The following is a 15,104-nucleotide window of genomic DNA, read 5'->3' on the forward strand; positions in this document are numbered from 1 at the left end:
CGGGTGTTGACCTCTCCGGCCATAGGCTGGAGAGGTTTTTTTCATTGATGTATCAGTCAATGCGGCGGCAAGCCATCAGATAATTGACGTCGGTGTCGGATCCCAGCTTGTGGATGCCGGTAACCGGGTTGTAACTCATGCCGCGGATATCCAGTAGCTCCAGCCCGGCGTTGCGTGCCATGCGTGACAGCTCGGAAGGCTTGAGGAAGCGGGCATAGTCGTGGGTGCCGCGGGTAAGCAGATTGAGTACGTATTCGGCACCTACCACCGCCAGCAGGTAAGCCTTGGGGTTGCGGTTGAGCGTGGAGAAAAACACGGTGCCACCCGGTTTGACCAGACGCGCGCAGCTACGCACGATGCTTTGCGGATCCGGTACATGCTCGAGCATTTCCATGCAGGTCACCGCGTCGTAATAGCCCGGCTTTTCTGCCGCCAGATCTTCCACCGCCACGCAGCGGTATTCGACAGGCACACCCGATTCCAGACTATGCAGCTGCGCCACTTTCAGTGATTTCTTGGCCAGATCAATACCGGTCACGCTGGCACCGCGCTCTGCCATGCTTTCGGCCAGAATGCCGCCGCCGCAGCCCACATCGAGTACGGTCTTGCCGGCGAGCGCAGCATAGCCATCGATAAAATCAAGGCGCAGCGGGTTGATCTCGTGCAGCGGCTTGAACTCGCTGTCTTTGTCCCACCACTTGTGGGCTAGCTGGCTGAATTTTTCCAGTTCTTGTGCGTCGACATTGCTCATGCGTTTTGATCTCCTGCCAGAATGCGTTCACGCCAGCTTCTGCCGCTGGCTATCAGTTGTGCTTCGTCCAGTGTCTTGAGCTGGCGCTGTGCCATCAGGGCTTGCCCCTTGACCCAGACATGGCTGACCTGCTCGCGCCCTGCGGCGTAAACCACATGGGAAATCGGGTCGAACACGGGAGCGGTTTCTACGGTGGCCAGATCAATGGCAATCAAATCGGCCTGTTTGCCGACCTTGATGCTGCCAACCTTGTCGGCAATGCCCAAAGCCTGTGCACCATTGAGTGTCGCCATGCGGATGGCGGTGGCCGCCGGCACGGCGGTCGGGTCCATCGCGCCGACCTTGGCCAGCAAGGCGGCCATGCGCGTTTCGGCCAGCATGTCCAGCTTGTTGTTGGAGGCTGCGCCATCGGTGCCGATGCCGACATTGACACCACCGGCCAGCAACTGGGGAATGCGGGCAATGCCCGAGGCCAGTTTCATATTCGAGCTTGGGTTGTGGGCGACCGAGATGCCGTGGCGGGCGGCCAGCTCGATCTCATCGTCCGAGAGATGCACCATATGTGCGGCAATCAGGCGCGGAGAGAGCAGCCCCAGTGCTTTCAGGCGTGCCAGTGGCCGCTGGTGGTGGTCGCGCATGCTGTCGCTGATTTCGCCTGCCGACTCATGGATGTGGCAATGGATCAGCATGTCCTGTTCTTCTGCCAGCATCACCACCTTGCGGAACGTGTCGTCGGCAACGGTGTAAGGCGCATGCGGTGCCAGGGTAAAGGTAATCAGCTCTTCACCCAGAAATTCACGCCGCTCATCCAGCGCGCGGCTGATGTATTCGTCGGCATTGTTGGCGTAATTGGTCGGAAACTCGAGGATGGAGGCGCCGACAAAGGTACGCATGCCCGCGGCGAGGCCGGCGCGCGCCATGGCCCCGTGATAGAAGTACATGTCGTTGATGGTGGTGGTGCCGCCACGGATCATTTCCGCCATGGCAATCAGCGCGCCATCAAAGACAAATTCGTCCCGCACATGTCGGCCTTCGGCGGGCCAGATGTGATTGGACAGCCAGTCCATCAGCGCCTTGTCGTCTGCCAGGCCACGCAGCAGGGTCATGGCGCTGTGGCCGTGCAGATTGATCAGGCCGGGCATCAATACATGATTATCCAGCCGCACATGCTGCTTGGCGGTGGCGGCAGCCGACTCCGAGGGCGTCAGCAGGGCGACAATCGTCCCGTTATTGATGGCCAGGGCATGGTCTTCCAGGATTTCACCATCTTGTTCAACGGTGATCATCCAGCGGGCAGAAATCAAGAGATCAAAAACAGGGTTCGACATGGTAGGGGTCCTGATGGCTGAGCTTGGCGCGATTGTAGGCACGGCATGACACTTCGGCAACCTGAGGCTTGCAATGGACATGATGACTGGCATGCCTGTGTGCGAAGTAAATATCCTCGGCGCAGGCGTCTTTATGCGCTGGCGGCAGGATTTGTGCGAAATGAGCCACGGGTATGGCTACCGCTATGAGCCGGCATGCAAATCGCTGGCGGCACTTGCAATATGCCGGGAGCAGGAAGCGGCGAGTTTTCGGCATAAAAAACCCCCGGCAGTCTTGGCTGGCGGGGGTGTGGTCAAGCTAGGCAAGCAATGCGTTCAAACTCACTCCGGGCGCATGTGCGGGAACAGGATCACATCGCGGATCGATGGTGCGTCGGTCAGCAGCATCACCAGACGGTCGATACCGATGCCGCAGCCGCCGGTCGGTGGCAGGCCGTATTCCATGGCGCGGATGTAGTCGGCGTCATAGTGCATGGCTTCGTCGTCGCCGGCGTCTTTCTGTTCAACCTGGCTCATGAAACGGGCAGCCTGGTCTTCCGGGTCGTTCAACTCGGAGTAGCCGTTGGCCAGTTCGCGGCCGACGACAAACAGTTCGAAACGCTCGGTGATCGACTGGTCTGCATCCGAGCCGCGTGCCAGTGGCGACACTTCGACCGGGTAGTCGATGATGAAGGTCGGGTTCCACAGCAGGCCTTCGGCGCACTCTTCGAACAGGGTCAGCTGCAGGCTGCCAAGGCCCGGCGCCGGTGGCAGTTTGCCGCCCAGCTTCTTGATCTCGCTCTTCAGCCATTCGGCGTCGGCCAGCTGTTCATCGCTGTATTGCGGGTTGAAGTGCTGGATAGCGCCGACGATGGTGAAGCGCGCGAACGGGCTTTCCAGGTCGACATCTTTGCCACCGTAGCTGATGCGCGTGGTGCCGCAAGCCGCCATGGCGCAGGCACGGATCACTTTTTCCGTCATTTCCATCATGCGTTCGTAGCCGCTATAGGCTTCGTAGAACTCCATCATGGTGAATTCTGGGTTGTGACGGGTGCTCATGCCTTCGTTGCGGAAGTTGCGGTTGATCTCGAATACACGCTCAAGACCGCCGACTACCAGACGCTTCAGATACAGCTCGGGTGCGATACGCAGATACAGCGGCATATCCAGCGCATTGTGGTGCGTGGCAAACGGCTTGGCTGCGGCGCCGCCCGGGATCGGGTGCATCATCGGCGTTTCGACTTCGAGGTAGTCTTCGCCCACCATCACGTCGCGTACCGTTTGTACGATCTTGGAGCGCTTGATGAAGGTGTCGCGCGAGGCTTCGTTGACGATCAGGTCGACATAGCGCTGGCGATAGGTCGTTTCCTGGTCGGCCAGACCGTGGTGCTTGTCCGGCAGCGGACGCAGGCTCTTGGACAAGAGGCGCAGCTCGGTGACATTGATCGACAGTTCGCCCTTGTTGGTGCGGAACAGTTCGCCCTTGGCGCCCAGAATGTCGCCCAGGTCCCAGTGCTTGAAGGACTCGTGCTTTTCGGCGCCGACGCCCTGGTCGTTGATGTAAAGCTGGATACGGCCGCTGCTGTCCTGCAGCGTCGCGAAGCTGGCCTTGCCCATGACACGCTTGAGCATCATCCGTCCGGCTACGACTACCTGGATCTTCTGGGCTTCCAGATCTTCCTTGCTCTTGTCGCTGCACTTCTTGGCCAGGTCGCCGGCCATGTCTTCGCGGCGGAAGTCGTTCGGGAAGGCCACGCCGCCTTCACGCAGCGCTTTTAGCTTGCTGCGGCGCTCGGCCATGATCTGGTTTTCATCCTGGATGGGTGATGCGGTTTCGTGTTCAGACATTGTGTCTCCAGTCATTACGGATTGACGCAGCAGCGGGGCCGCATTTCGGTTGTTGTAGCCAATTTAGACCCCTTGCTTGAGGCTGGCTTCGATAAATGGATCGAGGTCGCCGTCCATCACGCCCTTGATATTGCCGACTTCATAGCCGGTACGCAGGTCTTTGATGCGCGACTGGTCAAAGACATAGGAGCGGATCTGGTGTCCCCAGCCTACATCGGTTTTGCTGTCTTCCAGTTCCTGCTTGGCGGTGTTGCGCTTTTTCAGTTCCAGTTCGTACAGCTTGGCACGCAGCATCTGCCACGCTTCATCGCGGTTGCGGTGCTGCGAGCGGTCATTCTGGCACTGCACCACGATACCGGTCGGGTTGTGGGTCAGGCGCACGGCCGAGTCGGTCTTGTTGATGTGCTGACCACCGGCGCCGGAGGCACGGTAGGTGTCGGTACGCACGTCGGACGGGTTGATGTCGATTTCGAACGAATCATCCACTTCCGGGTAGACGAAGACCGAGGAAAACGAGGTGTGGCGGCGCGCGTTGGAATCGAACGGCGACACGCGTACCAGACGGTGTACGCCCACTTCGGTGCGCAGCAGGCCATAGGCGTATTCGCCTTCGATTTTGATGGTGGCGCTGGTGACGCCGGCGACTTCACCTTCGGACTCTTCCAGTACTTCGACCTTGAAGCCGCGGCGTTCGGCCCAGCGCACATACATTCTGAGCAGCATGCCGGCCCAGTCCTGTGCTTCGGTACCGCCTGCACCGGCCTTGATGTCGACGAAGCAGTTGTTCGGATCCATCGGATCGCTGAACATGCGGCGGAATTCAAGGTTGGCCAGCTTGGCTTCGGCTTCGGCCAGATCGGCCTGTACGGCGAGGATGGTGTCGTCGTCTTCTTCTTCGCGACCCATGTCGAACAGTTCGCGGCTGTCGGTCAGTGCCGACTGTATGCCTTCGATGACCAGTACGACATCTTCCAGCATCTTGCGTTCGCGCCCCAGTTCCTGGGCTTTTTTCTGGTCATTCCAGATGTTCGGGTCTTCGGTCAGGCCGGTGACTTCTTCCAGACGGTCTTTTTTGCCGTCGTAGTCAAAGATACCCCCGAATATCGGTGTTGCGGGTCGTCAGATCGGTCAGCTTGGCATCGATCTGGTTGAGGATTTCGGCTTCGATCATGGTGGTGATCTCCATTTAGTTCAGAGAATAATTAAATACAAATGTATCGCGTGTCTAGATGCAAAGACAAAAAAGCGCACCAAAAGGTGCGCTTTTTTTAGCGGGGCGGGAAATCAGCCCAGCAGGTGAGCAATCGCTGCGCGCTCTTCTTCCAGCTCGTTCAGGGTGAAGTTCATCCGGTCGCGGCTGAATTCATCAATTTCCAAGCCTTGCACAATCTCGTATGCGCCATTTTCGCACGTTACCGGGAATCCGTACATCACACCCTCAGGGATGCCGTAGCTGCCGTCGGACGGAATGCCCATGGTGGTCCACTTGCCGTTGGTGCCCAGTGCCCAGTCGCGCATATGGTCGATGGCGGCATTGGCGGCGGAGGCGGCGGAAGACAGACCGCGTGCTTCGATAATGGCGGCGCCGCGCTTGCCTACGGTTGGCAGGAATACGTCGCGGTTCCAGGCTTCGTCACCAATCATGGCCTTGACGCTTTCGCCATTGATGGTGGCGAAGCGGTAGTCGGCGTACATGGTTGGCGAGTGGTTGCCCCAGACCAGCAGTTTTTCGATGGAGGCAACAGCCTTGCCGGTTTTGGCCGCGAGCTGGCTGGCTGCACGGTTGTGGTCCAGGCGCAGCATGGCGGTGAAGTTCTTGGCCGGCAGGTCCGGTGCGCTCTTCATCGCGATATAGGCATTGGTGTTGGCCGGGTTGCCGACAACCAGCACCTTCACGTCGCGGTGGGCAACGTCATTCAGTGCCTTGCCTTGTGCGGTGAAGATCTTGGCGTTTTCCTGCAGCAGATCGGCGCGCTCCATGCCCGGGCCGCGTGGACGGGCACCGACCAGCAGAGCGTATTCGGCGTCCTTGAAAGCCACCAGCGGGTCATCGGTACCAACCATATCAGTCAGCAGCGGGAAGGCGCAGTCCTGCAACTCCATCATCACGCCCTTGAGCGCCTGCTGTGGCTTTTCAAACGGCACTTCCAGCAACTGCAGGATGACTGGCTGGTCTTTGCCCAGCATTTCACCGCTGGCAATGCGGAACAGCAGGCTGTAGGCGATCTGGCCGGCAGCGCCGGTAACGGCAACACGTACGGGGGCTTTCATTTCTCGCATTCTCCTTTGATATTCACAGCTCGGAATGGTGCTTTGCAATATTGCGGCAAATGAGTTTACCACGGCCATTTATTTATTTGTGCTGGTTTGTGTGTGGATTGATACAGGTATTTTTAGAGTTGTGCGTCAACTTGTGTGTCTTATATAAGACTTGTATTTACTCGGCGGAAATTTGGTGATAAAAAGCATGCGATGAATGCAAATGCCATCAGTAAAGAACCGCTCTATCGCCAGGCCAAGGCGCATCTGTTGCAAAGGGTGTGTGCCGGGGAGTGGGGCGAGAGCGAGATGCTGCCCAGCGAGTGGGATCTGGCTGCCGAACTGGGGGTGAGCCAGGGGACGGCGCGCAAGGCGCTGGCGGAGCTGGTCGCGGATGGTGTGTTGCTGCGTTTGCAGGGTAAGGGGACTTTTGTCGCGCCGCTGCCGGGAGACTGGGGCGGCGGGGCGGTTGTGATGCCGGGTGTGTTTGGCGGGCCGGCCGATGTACTGGTGCGGGAATTTCTCGGCGTGTCGCGATTGAGTGCCGGCGAGGAGGTTGCATCGGCCCTGTTGCTGAGGCGGGGAGCGCCGCTGTTTCGGGTGCGCTTGTTGTGGCGGCATCAGGGCTTGCCGGTTGCGACCGACGAGATCCTGCTCAGCGCCGAGCGTTTTGACGATCTGGATGCGCGCGCTTTGCGTGCGCGTTCGGCCAGTCTGCATGAGCTCCTGTTGCGACGCTATGGAGTGAGGGTGCATGTGCATGCCGAGCAGTTCCGGGTCGAGCACTTGCCGCGGGAAGAAGCGGCGCTTTTGAGTGTGGAGCCAGGACGTGCAGCGTTGTCGGTGCTGTCCTTGTCCGGTCCGCTGATGGGGGATGCGGTGCTATGGCGGCAGCGTTACTGCCTGACCGACGCCTTGGCTTATACGGTAATGCCTTAAGGTTATCGCATAGCACAAAATAATGACGAACTCGATGATAATGTCGTTTGTGTTTGGTAGAATGGCGCAGCCATCTAGTCGATGGCGCACTGCGTCAAGCAGGGTTGGTCAGGCTTTTGTCTCCGGCTTTGCAAGATGAAGCACTGGTTTGGTGGGCTTGTCGTCCAGAGCCCGGTTACAACGGTTTGGTCAAAAAAACATACTTAGGAAGCCATATGCAGAAGCAACGACCAAAGCACCTAGATCTTGGCAAGATCAGATTGCCCGTGCCGGGTATCGTCTCGATCCTGCATCGGGTCAGCGGTGTGGCGCTCTTTTTCTCCCTGCCTCTTTTGATGTACCTGTTTGCAGGTACGCTGAGTTCTGCTCAGGACTTCGATACTTTTCGCGCCATCATCGCCTATCCGCTGATGAAGCTGGTGCTGATCGGCTTTTTGTGGGCTTACCTGCACCACTTCTGCGCCGGCATCCGTTTTCTGTTTCTTGATGTGCACAAAGGCTTGGAGCTGGAAACCGCGCGTGCGACCGCCAAGCTGGTGCTGATTGTCAGCCTTGTCCTGACCGCTATTCTGGGGTTCTTGTTATGGTAAACCGCAACGTGGTTGGTGCCCATTACGGCTTGCGCGACTGGATCATGCAGCGCGTGACCGCTGTCGTCATGCTGGCTTACACCGTAGCACTGGTCGTGCTGCTGCTGGCCATGCCTTCCGATTTCGACAGCTGGAAAGCCCTGTTCAGCCAGACCTGGGTGCGCCTGTTTACCCAGATCACCTTGCTTGCGCTATTTTTGCACGTCTGGGTCGGTATCCGTGATGTCTGGATGGACTACATCAAGCCTACCGGTCTGCGCCTGAGCCTGCATGTGTTCACTATCGTGTGGCTCACGGGCTGTTTCATCTATTCGGTTAAAGTTGTCTGGGGTCTGCAATGAACGTACCAGTTCGCCATTTTGATGCAGTAATCGTCGGCGCCGGCGGCGCCGGCATGCGCGCAGCCTTGCAGTTGTCTGAAGCCGGTCTCAAGACCGCAGTCATTTCCAAGGTTTTTCCGACCCGCTCGCATACCGTAGCGGCGCAGGGCGGGGTGTCCGCCAGCTTGGGCAACTCCGAAAAGGATCACTGGCACTGGCATATGTACGATACCGTCAAGGGTTCGGACTGGCTGGGCGACCAGGATGCCATCGAATACATGTGCCGCGAAGCACCGAAAGTGGTGGTTGAGCTCGAACACTTCGGCATGCCGTTTGACCGCAACGACGATGGCACCATCTACCAGCGTCCGTTCGGCGGCCATATGTCGAACTTTGGCGAGAAGCCGGTGCGCCGTGCCTGTGCCGCTGCTGACCGTACCGGTCACGCCATGCTGCATGCTTTGTATCAGCGTAATGTACGCGCCAATACCCAGTTCTTTGTTGAATGGATGGCGCTGGATCTGATTCGCGACGCCGACGGCAATGTCCAGGGCGTGGTCGCCATGGAAATGGAAACGTCGGAAATCGTCGTATTCCAGGCCAAGGCCACCTTGTTCGCCACCGGCGGTGCCGGCCGTATTTATGCTTCGTCCACCAATGCCTTCATCAATACCGGTGACGGCCTGGGTATGGCGGCACGTGCCGGCATCCCGCTGGAAGACATGGAATTCTGGCAGTTCCACCCGACCGGCGTTGCCGGTGCGGGCGTGCTGATTACCGAAGGCGTGCGCGGCGAAGGCGGTATTTTGCGTAACTCGGACGGCGAGCGCTTTATGGAGCGTTACGCGCCGAACGCCAAGGATCTCGCTTCGCGTGACGTGGTGTCGCGCGCCATGGTGACTGAAATTAATGAAGGCCGTGGTTGCGGCCCGAACAAGGATCATGTGCTGCTGGATATCACCCACCTCGACCCCGAGGTGATCATGTCCAAGCTGCCGGGCATCCGCGAGATTTCGATCAAGTTTGCCGGTGTCGACCCGATCAAGGCGCCGATTCCGGTGGTGCCGACCTGCCACTACCAGATGGGCGGCATTCCGACCAACTACAAGGGCGAAGTGGTGCTGTCCACCACCGACAACCACAGCGATATCGTCAAGGGCTTCTACGCCGCCGGCGAATGCGCGTGCGCCTCGGTGCATGGTGCCAACCGGCTGGGTACCAACTCGCTGCTCGACTTGCTGGTGTTCGGCAAGAGCTCGGGCAACTCGATGATCGACTTCATCAAGACCCAGCCCGAGAATCTGCCTGAGCTGAATATGGCGGCCATCGAGCGTTCGGTAGCGCGTGTGGCGCGACTGGACGGCCAGAAGAACGGCACCAATGTGCACGAAGCGCGCAGCGCCATGCAGCGCACCATGCAGGCGCATTGCGGCGTGTTCCGCTTCAAGGACATGCTGGCCCAGGGCGTGGCCAAAATTCTCGAAGTCGAAGAGATGATCAAGACCATCGAAATCGCCGACAAGTCCAAGGTATTCAATACCGCCCGCCTGGAAGCGCTGGAGCTGGAAAACCTGATCGAAGTGGCCAAAGCCACCATGATCTCGGCCAATGCCCGTACCGAAAGCCGTGGTGCCCATGTGCGCGACGATGCCGAGGATACGCCGGCCAATCCGAACGGCCGTGATGACCAGAACTGGCTCAAGCACACGCTGTGGCACCGCGATGGCAACAAGCTCGACTACAAGCCGGTCAATATGACCCCGCTGACCGTCGAAGCCATCGCCCTGAAGACCCGTTCCTACTGAGGCGACAGACATCATGACTAACGAAACCATCCAGTTCCGCGTCTATCGCTACAACCCGGATCAGGACGCCAAGCCCTATATGCAGGATATTTCGGTCGAAATCGATTCGACCGACCGTAAACTCCTGGACGCGCTGGTCAAGCTCAAGGTCAAGGACGAGACCATTTCTTTCCGCCGCTCCTGCCGCGAAGGCGTGTGCGGTTCGGATGCGATGAACATCAACGGCAAGAACGGCCTGGCCTGCCTGACCGATGTGCGTGACCTGAAGCAGCCGATCGAACTGCGTCCGATTCCCGGCTTGCCGGTGATTCGCGACCTGATCGTCGACATGACCCAGTTTTTTACCCAGTACCACTCGATCAAGCCGTATGTGGTCAACAACAGCCCGGCGCCAGAGCGCGAGCGCCTGCAGTCGCCCGAAGACCGCAAGGAGCTGGACGGCCTGTACGAGTGCATCCTGTGCGCCTGCTGCTCGACCTCGTGCCCGAGCTTCTGGTGGAACCCGGACAAGTTCGTCGGCCCGGCCGGCCTTTTGGCCGCCTACCGCTTTATCGCCGACACGCGCGACGAAGCAACCAGCGAGCGTCTGGACAATCTGGAAGACCCGTACCGCCTGTTCCGCTGCCACAGCATCATGAACTGCGTCGATGTCTGCCCTAAAGGCCTGAACCCGACGCGCGCCATCGGCAAGATCAAGGACCTGATGGTCAAGCGTGCGGTATGAGTGAACTCATCGATCCGATCGAAAAAAAGCGGGTGCGCTGGCGCTCGCGCCGCGGCCTGCTGGAGCTGGATCTGGTGCTGACGCGTTTTCTGGCCGAGCGTTACGACCAGCTGACGCCTGACGAGTTTGCCGCCTATGTGCGGATTCTGGATCTGCCGGATACGGAATTTCTGGAACTGGTGAACGGCAAGGTGGAAACCGACGATGTGACGCTCGCGCCTATCGTCGCCATGTTGCGCAGTGTCTGAGTAGTGGTCGCAAAACAATACCTATATACCAGGGAGTAAGTCTGTGGAAACGAACAAGAAAGTTACGCTGTCCTACAACGAAGGCCGCGACCAGATCGAAATGCCGGTGCTGGCTGGTACGTTGGGGCCGGAAGTGGTGGATATCCGCTCTTTCAACAAGACCGGCATGTTTACCTTCGACCCGGGCTTCTTGGCGACGGCTTCGTGCGAATCCAAGATCACCTTTATCGATGGCGATCTGGGCATGCTGTACTACCGCGGCTACCCGATCGAGCAGCTGGCCGAGAAGTGCGACTACCTCGAAGTCTGCTATCTGCTGTTGAACGGCGAGCTGCCTAATGCCGCCCAGCGCACCGAGTTCGTGCGCGGCATCATGCGTCACAATATGCTGCATGATCAGCTGTTCAGCCTGTTCAAGGGCTTCCGCCGCGATGCACACCCGATGGCAGTCATGGTGGGTGTGGTTGGCGCGTTGTCTGCCTTCTATCACGACTCGCTCGACATCACCAATGCCGAACACCGTCGCATTTCGGCGCATCGCCTGATCGCCAAGCTGCCGACTATTGCCGCCCAGGCTTATCGCTACAGCAAGGGTCTGCCGTTCTCCTATCCGAAGAACGGTCTGACCTATGCCGAGAACTTCATGCACATGATGTTCTCGACCCCGTGCGAAGAGTACAAGGTCAATCCGGTACTGGCGCGCGCGCTGGACCGTATCTTCACGCTGCATGCCGATCACGAGCAGAACGCGTCGACTTCGACCGTGCGTCTGGCCGGCTCGTCCGGTGCCAACCCGTTTGCCTGTATCGCTGCCGGTATCGCCTGCCTGTGGGGTCCGTCGCATGGCGGCGCCAACGAGGCGGTACTGAAGATGCTGGACGAAATCGGCAGCGCCGACAATGTGGCCGAATTCATGGATGGCGTGAAGGACAAGCGCTACAAGCTGATGGGCTTCGGTCACCGCGTGTACAAGAATATGGACCCGCGTGCCGCGATCATGAAAGAGACCTGCGACGAAGTACTGCGCGAACTGGGCCTGCAGGATGATCCTAAGTTCAAGCTGGCGATGGCGCTGGAGAAGATTGCGCTGGAAGACCCGTACTTCGTCGAGCGCAAGCTGTATCCGAACGTCGATTTCTACTCCGGCATCGTGTTGTCGGCCATTGGTATTCCTGTCTCCATGTTCACGCCTATCTTCGCGCTGGCGCGTACCGTGGGCTGGATTGCACACTGGACCGAAATGATTGCCGACCCGCAACAGAAAATCGGCCGTCCGCGCCAGTTGTACACCGGCGCCGAGCGTCGCGATGTGGCACCGGTCAGCGACCGCTGATTGATGCAAGGCCGGCTGCCCGTACCTTGGGTGGCCGGTTTTTTCCACGGGAGCGTTGCGGCAAGCCAAAGGGGTTTGCCAGAACGCTTCTGGTAGCTGTCTTAAACCGAATCAAAGGGCCCGAACCCATGATGCAAGCCATGTTTGGCCATTCCTACCTGTTTGGCGGGAATGCACCTTTCATCGAGGAGCTGTACGAGCAGTACCTTGCTGATCCGAGCTCCACCCCTGACCAGTGGCGTGAATATTTTGACAAGCTGTCCCTTGCCCCGGGTGCGGCCGAGCGCGATGTGCCGCATCTGCCCATCCAGCAGTCGTTTATCCAGCTGACGAAAAAGCCGGTAGCCGGCCAGCGTGTGAGCGCGGTAGGCGACTGGGAGTCCATGCAAAAGCAGGTGGCGGTACTGAAGCTGATTTCGGCTTACCGCGTACTGGGTTCGCGTCACGCCAACCTTGACCCGCTCAAGCGCATGGATCAGGTGCAGTTGCGTGAACTCGATCCGGCCACCCATGGCCTGACCGATGCGGATATGGCTTTGCAGTTCAATATCGGCTCAATGATCGGCCCGCAGCAGTTGCCGCTGTCCGAGATTCTGGCCCGCTTGAAGCAGACCTACTGCGGCAATATCGGCGTCGAGTATATGCATGTCACCCAGACCGAGGAAAAGCGCTGGGTACAGCGCCGCTTCGAGGGCGACCTGTCCACGCCGCATTATGATGCCCAGAGCAAGCGCCGCATCCTCAAGCAGATTACCGCCGCCGAAACGCTGGAGCGCTATCTGCATACCCGCTATGTCGGCCAGAAGCGCTTCTCGCTCGAAGGTGGCGAAAGCATGATCGCGGCGCTGGATCATCTGATCCAGAACGCAACGGCGCAGGGCGTGCAGGAACTGATTATCGGCATGGCCCACCGTGGCCGTCTGAACGTACTGGTCAACACGCTGGGCAAGCTGCCGCGCGACCTGTTTGCCGAGTTCGAAGGCAAGCCGGCGAAGGAGTTGGCTTCCGGCGACGTGAAATACCATATGGGCTTCTCCAGCGACATTCCGACGCCTAACGGCCCGATGCATGTTTCGCTGGCGTTCAACCCGTCCCACCTCGAAATCGTCAACCCGGTGGTTGAAGGTTCGGTGCGCGCGCGCCAGCAGCGACGCAAGGATGGCGAGCGCAAGACCGTGGTGCCGGTGCTGCTGCACGGCGACTCGGCCTTTGGCGGCCTGGGTGTCAACCAGGGTACGTTCAACCTGTCGCAGACGCGCGGTTACGGTACCGGCGGCACCATCCATATCGTGATCAACAACCAGGTCGGTTTCACCACCTCGGACACGCGCGATATCCGCTCTACCAGCTACTGCACCGACGTAGCCAAGATGATCGAAGCACCGATTTTCCACGTTAACGGCGATGACCCGGAAGCGGTGTGCTATGTGATGCAGGCGGCTCTCGACTACCGCATGACCTTTAACAAGGACGTGGTGATCGATCTGGTGTGCTTCCGTAAACTGGGCCACAACGAGGGCGATGATCCTTACCTGACCCAGCCGATGATGTACAAGAAGATCGCCAAGCATCCGGGCTCGCGTGCGCTGTACGCCGAGCGTCTGGTGGGCGAGGGCGTGATGAGCGCCGAAGAAGGGCAGGCGCTGATTCAGGCTTACCGCGATGCACTGGACAAGGGCGAGCACGTCGAGCAGACCGTGCTGACCAACTACCGCCGTGAGTTTGCCGTCGACTGGACCCCGTTTATGGGGACGGACTGGGCGCACCCGACCGATACCTCCTTGCCGCTGGCCGATATCCAGCGCCTGACCGAGAAATTCACCCAGGTGCCGGAAGGCTTCAAGCTGCACAATACGGTGGATCGCGTGGTCAAGGGCCGTATCGCCATGGCCGCCGGCGAGCAGCCGGTAGACTGGGGCATGGCCGAAACGCTGGCTTACGCATCCCTGGTCGAGTCCGGCTATGGCGTGCGTATCTCGGGTGAAGACTCGGGACGCGGCACCTTCAGTCACCGCCATGCGGTGTTCCATGACCAGAACCGCGAGAAGTGGGACGACGGCAGCTATGTGCCGCTGCGCCATATGTCGGAAAACCAGGGCGACTTCCTGGTCATCGACTCCATCCTCAACGAAGAGGCGGTGCTGGCCTACGAGTATGGCTATGCCTGCAACAGCCCGGACCAGCTGGTGATCTGGGAAGCCCAGTTCGGTGACTTCGCCAACGGCGCCCAGGTGGCCATCGACCAGTTTATCGCCTCGGGCGAAACCAAGTGGGGCCGCCTGTGCGGTCTGACCACCATCTTGCCGCATGGCTACGATGGTCAGGGCCCTGAGCACTCGTCGGCTCGTCTGGAGCGCTGGTTGCAGCTGTGCGCCGAGCACAATATGCAAATCGTGATGCCGTCCGAAGCCAGCCAGATGTTCCATGTGCTGCGCCGCCAGATGCTGCGTCCGTTCCGTAAACCGCTGGTGATCTTCCTGTCCAAGCGTCTGTTGCGCTTCAAGGATTCGATGAGCGCGATCGAGGATTGCAGCAACGGCTCCTTCCGTGCCGTGATTGGCGACAACGCGATGGCCGACCCGAAAAAGGTCAAGCGCGTTCTCTTGTGTGCCGGTCAGGTGTATTACGACCTGGTTGCCGGCCGCAAAGAGCGCGAACTGGAACAGGATGTCGCCATCGTGCGCATCGAGCAGCTCTATCCCTTCCCGACCGAACAGGTGGCCGCAGAGCTTGCCCGCTTCCCTAAGGCGAGCGAGGTGGTGTGGGTGCAGGAAGAGCCGAAGAATCAGGGCGCCTGGTACCAGTTGCGTCACCGTCTGGAAGACCTGATGGGGGCCAAACAGACGCTGTCTTATGCGGCCCGCCCTTCGTCCGCATCGCCGGCGGTTGGCTATATGAGCAAACACGTAGCCCAACTGAAGGCTTTTGTCGAAGAAGCCCTGTCGTTCGGCAAATAAGATCACACCTGAAGTGCTAGTTC

The 15,104-nt window shown here is 59.3% G+C and carries 13 protein-coding genes; 8 read left to right on the forward strand and 5 right to left on the reverse strand.

All coding sequences use genetic code 11. From position 1 onward, the window contains the following. Window positions 1-52: 52 nt before the first annotated feature. The 5 genes from ubiG to GQF02_RS01540 form a co-directional block, all read right to left on the reverse strand. A complete protein-coding gene (gene ubiG / locus GQF02_RS01520) occupies window positions 53-751 on the reverse strand; it encodes a bifunctional 2-polyprenyl-6-hydroxyphenol methylase/3-demethylubiquinol 3-O-methyltransferase UbiG (RefSeq protein WP_160794353.1) in 699 nt (232 codons plus the stop codon). Further along, entirely contained in the window at window positions 748-2,079 is a 1,332-nt protein-coding gene (locus GQF02_RS01525) for a TRZ/ATZ family hydrolase (RefSeq protein ID WP_124734152.1), read from the reverse strand. Before GQF02_RS01525 ends, ubiG begins: the two co-directional genes overlap by 4 nt. A gap of 321 nt (window positions 2,080-2,400) precedes the next feature. Further along, entirely contained in the window at window positions 2,401-3,906 is a 1,506-nt protein-coding gene (gene lysS, locus GQF02_RS01530; RefSeq protein ID WP_124734153.1) for a lysine--tRNA ligase, read from the reverse strand. Window positions 3,907-3,969: 63 nt separating this feature from the next. Next, a protein-coding gene (gene prfB / locus GQF02_RS01535) for a peptide chain release factor 2 (RefSeq protein ID WP_220789270.1) occupies window positions 3,970-5,077 on the reverse strand; the annotation gives its coding sequence in 2 pieces (ribosomal slippage) (window positions 3,970-4,992 and window positions 4,994-5,077; 1,107 coding nt in all). Window positions 5,078-5,190: 113 nt separating this feature from the next. Beyond that, the gene (locus tag GQF02_RS01540) at window positions 5,191-6,177 is read right to left on the reverse strand and encodes a malate dehydrogenase (RefSeq protein ID WP_124734154.1); all 987 of its coding nucleotides are present in this window, start codon (window positions 6,175-6,177) and stop codon (window positions 5,191-5,193) included. Window positions 6,178-6,378: 201 nt separating this feature from the next. On the opposite strand from GQF02_RS01540, the gene GQF02_RS01545 reads away from it, so the two are divergent. From GQF02_RS01545 to GQF02_RS01580, 8 genes are all read left to right on the forward strand, one after another. Next, window positions 6,379-7,104: a GntR family transcriptional regulator gene (locus tag GQF02_RS01545; protein WP_124734155.1), complete on the forward strand. Its 726-nt coding sequence runs from the start codon at window positions 6,379-6,381 to the stop codon at window positions 7,102-7,104. Between the two features lie 215 nt (window positions 7,105-7,319). Then, window positions 7,320-7,694, forward strand: a complete 375-nt coding sequence (gene sdhC / locus GQF02_RS01550; protein WP_124734156.1) for a succinate dehydrogenase, cytochrome b556 subunit — start codon at window positions 7,320-7,322, stop codon at window positions 7,692-7,694. Continuing rightward, window positions 7,688-8,035: a succinate dehydrogenase, hydrophobic membrane anchor protein gene (gene sdhD, locus GQF02_RS01555; RefSeq protein WP_160794355.1), complete on the forward strand. Its 348-nt coding sequence runs from the start codon at window positions 7,688-7,690 to the stop codon at window positions 8,033-8,035. The genes sdhC and sdhD overlap by 7 nt, the downstream gene beginning before the upstream one ends. After that, entirely contained in the window at window positions 8,032-9,819 is a 1,788-nt protein-coding gene (sdhA, locus tag GQF02_RS01560) for a succinate dehydrogenase flavoprotein subunit (protein WP_160794357.1), read from the forward strand. Before sdhD ends, sdhA begins: the two co-directional genes overlap by 4 nt. Window positions 9,820-9,832: 13 nt before the next feature. After that, window positions 9,833-10,543 carry a succinate dehydrogenase iron-sulfur subunit gene (locus tag GQF02_RS01565; RefSeq protein ID WP_124734159.1) on the forward strand — a complete coding sequence of 237 codons (711 nt, stop codon included), beginning with the start codon at window positions 9,833-9,835 and terminating at the stop codon, window positions 10,541-10,543. Then, a complete protein-coding gene (locus tag GQF02_RS01570) occupies window positions 10,540-10,791 on the forward strand; it encodes an FAD assembly factor SdhE (protein ID WP_124734160.1) in 252 nt (83 codons plus the stop codon). Before GQF02_RS01565 ends, GQF02_RS01570 begins: the two co-directional genes overlap by 4 nt. A 43-nt stretch (window positions 10,792-10,834) precedes the next feature. Beyond that, entirely contained in the window at window positions 10,835-12,124 is a 1,290-nt protein-coding gene (gltA, locus tag GQF02_RS01575) for a citrate synthase (RefSeq protein WP_124734161.1), read from the forward strand. Window positions 12,125-12,252: 128 nt separating this feature from the next. Beyond that, window positions 12,253-15,081 (forward strand): 2-oxoglutarate dehydrogenase E1 component, encoded by a 2,829-nt coding sequence (locus tag GQF02_RS01580; protein WP_160794359.1) that lies wholly within the window; start codon window positions 12,253-12,255, stop codon window positions 15,079-15,081. Window positions 15,082-15,104 lie beyond the last annotated feature (23 nt).

This window comes from Craterilacuibacter sinensis (assembly GCF_009831765.1).
Classification (GTDB): domain Bacteria; phylum Pseudomonadota; class Gammaproteobacteria; order Burkholderiales; family Chromobacteriaceae; genus Craterilacuibacter; species Craterilacuibacter sinensis.